The following is a 2,903-nucleotide window of genomic DNA, read 5'->3' on the forward strand; positions in this document are numbered from 1 at the left end:
CTGGCACAACGACAAAACCGGGCAACCGATCAAACGGTCGCTGACCGCCTACGATCACTGACCGCAACGACACCCCTTGGACTCATTCATCTAGGTCTCAACTCTCCAGCTCAGGAACCCTGTTGGTCCCGTATCCTGCCGCACTCGACCTGCCGCACGCACTCGTGGAGTGGGTGACGATGCTGATCGTCACCCGTGAGGGTGACCGGCGCTGCAAACTCCGGCCGTCCGAGCGTGCGGTGATCGCTCTGGCATACCTGCGCCGGCACGACCCCCTGGCTCAGCTCGCCGCAGGTTTCCGTATCTCCGTCGGCACCGCCCACGCGTACGTCACCAGCGTCGTCGAGCACCTGGCCGACATGGCGCCGGGCCTGCTGAAGGTCCTGCGCGAGACAGACCCCGACTACGTTCTCGTGGACGGCACGCTCGCGGAGTGTGACCGGGTCGGCGACGGGCGCGCGGACTATTCGACGAAGCACAAGCGGCACGGTGTGAACGTGCAGGTCATCACGGACCCGGCCGGTCGCACGCTGTGGCTTTCACCCGCCCTGCCCGGCCGCACACACGACCTGACCGCCGCACGCACCCACAAGATCATCAGGATCTGCGAGCGCCAAGGCGTCCCCATTCTCGCCGACATGGCCTACATCGGCGCGGGCGAGTGGGTCACCACCCCCAAACGCCGACCGCCCCAAGGTGAACTCACCACGACCGAGCGGACGGTCAACCGGGCGCTGTCCGCCGCGCGCGTACCCGTCGAACGAGGAATCGCCCGCCTCAAATCCTGGCGAATCTTCCGCAGAGCCCGATGCAGCCCAAACCGCATGACGTCAATCGCCAAGGCCGTCCTCACCCTGGAGCGGCACCGCTGAAAACCCTCAATCGCCGCAGCCGTCCTCGTGCTGGAGCGGCAGCGCTGAAGTGGCTCACTGATCGAGGCCACGGTATGCGTGAGCGATGCGTGAGCGGATGGAGAAGCACCCGTTGGACATGGCGTCACGCCCGCAGGGGCGACAAGTCTTTGACCAGGACGAACAGGACCAAGCGTGATCAGGGAACAGCACGCGTCACGATCATGCAGGCCCTCGTAATGCGTAGGTCTCGGGTTCGAATCCCGAAGGCGGCTCTGTGGAAGCCTCAGGACTCACTCGCCGTGACCTGGGGCTTTTGCTTTTCCGTCCCCCGCGTCGGCCGACACAGCCCCCTCCGTTCGTGCCACCAAATCCAAGGGGTGCGCGAGGGGAGCGCATGAGCGCGGAGCCTGTGCAGAGGGGTGCGCGCGGGAGGGCGCGCCATCGCCATGGAACGGTCCGGTCAGATCACTTGGCGATTACACCGGTTTTGTGGAAAGGCTCCAACGTCCGCTTCTAGGCTGGGGACTGTGGCAGAGCTGATGGACCTGGTTCCGTTCAAGACCCTCGTGACCCAGACGAGCGCTGTACTGCTGACCCGTGGCGTCGAGGTGGAGTCGACATCGGTTCAGGGTGTCGCGGCCTATCTCGTCGAGACCATGGCGCGACAGACAAGAATGGATCTTGAGGAAGCGGTCCATCTGGTGACCCCGGAAGCCGCTGCCGAGATCATCATGAAGGCGGCGACAGAACACGATCAGGGAGCCGCCGGTCCTCATGCGGTACGGCCGGTACGGATCGACGACCGCACGGTCAACGTTCCCGTCGAGTCGCTGGGGCATCTGGTCACGGCCGCTGCGCAGGCCGGGAAGTACGCGAGCCTCAACGACGACGGCGCGGCAGCAGCTCATCTCCTGGACCTCGCTACGGAGATCGGTGCCGCGCTCGTGAAGCGTCATGCCGGCGGGGCGGCGGAGATTCCGGTGGGGGTGCTCGACGAACTGGCGGTGTTGGTGGACAGCGTTGCCGACCGCGTGGAGGAGGAAGGCTGGAGCATCTGTCCCTGCGGGGAGGAGCACAGCCAGGACAAGGTGGATTTGGGCACCGTAGCGGTCATGCGTCGCCATGCAGCGCTCGCCCGCGGTCTGCGCGAGCAGGCCAATGGATGATCTCGAAGATCAAGGGGACTGCTGGCTCGGAGCAAGGCGACGTGGAGCAGCTTTGCCAGTGTGGCCGCGAGACATCGGCCGACTCTCGGTTCTGCCGATTCTGTGGCCGCGACCTGCGCGAGAAGTCGCTCTGCCGCACATTGAGCCTGTGCTCCGAGTACACCTTCGGGCGGTTGTCTCACGGCCATCGGAAAGGCCAGGCACCCGGCGAGGTGGGGCTCACCGAACATCATCTGACGACCATCAGCATGGAGCACGCGGACCGCGTGGCAGTCCGCTGGTTCACGGGCACTGAGGAAGCCACGAACGGCGCGGACTGGGAATGGTGGTTCTATGCCGGAGACATCGGCTTCGGCATGAGGGTCCAAGCTAAGCGCGAGGAGTGGGACGGTACTTACAAGCTTCGGTACCGGCCCAACAAAGGGCGCCTGCAAAGCGACCTCCTGATCGAGGACGCTGTCGCCTCAGGGTGCTTGCCCGCCTACGTGTTCTACAACCGTCGGAGCTGGCAGTCAGACCTCCTGCCAGGGTCACTGGCGGGCTGCCGCCACGGCCCCGTTGGTGAACGACAGTTTGGGTGCACCATCGCCTCTGCCCTCGTCGTGCAGCGGGCCTTGCTCCTCAGCCGGGCCCGCACTTCGTACGTGAAGGACCGGAGCCTGCCGTGGCACCGTGTTCTGTGCGATGAGAATGAGTCCGAGGGCCGGAGGGCGGAGGCGCCGTATCGGCGAGTGAGGGACCTTCACCGGGCAGCGGTCAAGGAACTCCAAGTCGCCTTGAACGAGGAGTGTCGGCGACGCCTGAAAACTGGCTCACGAACGGCGGATCAAAAGTGACCCACTCCGTGATCTTCTGACCGTTCTGGCTCTGACAGGGAGTCAGG

At 65.1% G+C, this 2,903-nt stretch carries 3 protein-coding genes; all 3 read left to right on the forward strand.

Translation table 11 applies throughout. From position 1 onward, the window contains the following. Nucleotides 1-122: 122 nt before the first annotated feature. Nucleotides 123-872 carry a transposase family protein gene (locus tag AB0J04_RS45750; protein WP_363174663.1) on the forward strand — a complete coding sequence of 250 codons (750 nt, stop codon included), beginning with the start codon at nt 123-125 and terminating at the stop codon, nt 870-872. Between the two features lie 509 nt (nt 873-1,381). Beyond that, complete coding sequence (locus AB0J04_RS45755; protein WP_363174664.1) at nt 1,382-2,020, forward strand: hypothetical protein; 639 nt, start codon at nt 1,382-1,384, stop codon at nt 2,018-2,020. After that, a complete protein-coding gene (locus AB0J04_RS45760) occupies nt 2,017-2,856 on the forward strand; it encodes a DUF6615 family protein (protein ID WP_363174665.1) in 840 nt (279 codons plus the stop codon). The genes AB0J04_RS45755 and AB0J04_RS45760 overlap by 4 nt, the downstream gene beginning before the upstream one ends. Nucleotides 2,857-2,903 lie beyond the last annotated feature (47 nt).

Origin of the sequence: Streptomyces sp. NPDC050263 (assembly GCF_040655955.1) — a bacterium.
GTDB lineage: Bacteria > Actinomycetota > Actinomycetes > Streptomycetales > Streptomycetaceae > Streptomyces.

Bases quoted from the DNA above. Each gene is read 5' to 3' on its own strand.
- AB0J04_RS45760 (WP_363174665.1), top strand. From the start codon at position 2,017: ATGATCTCGAAGATCAAGGGGACTGCTGGCTCGGAGCAAGGCGACGTG.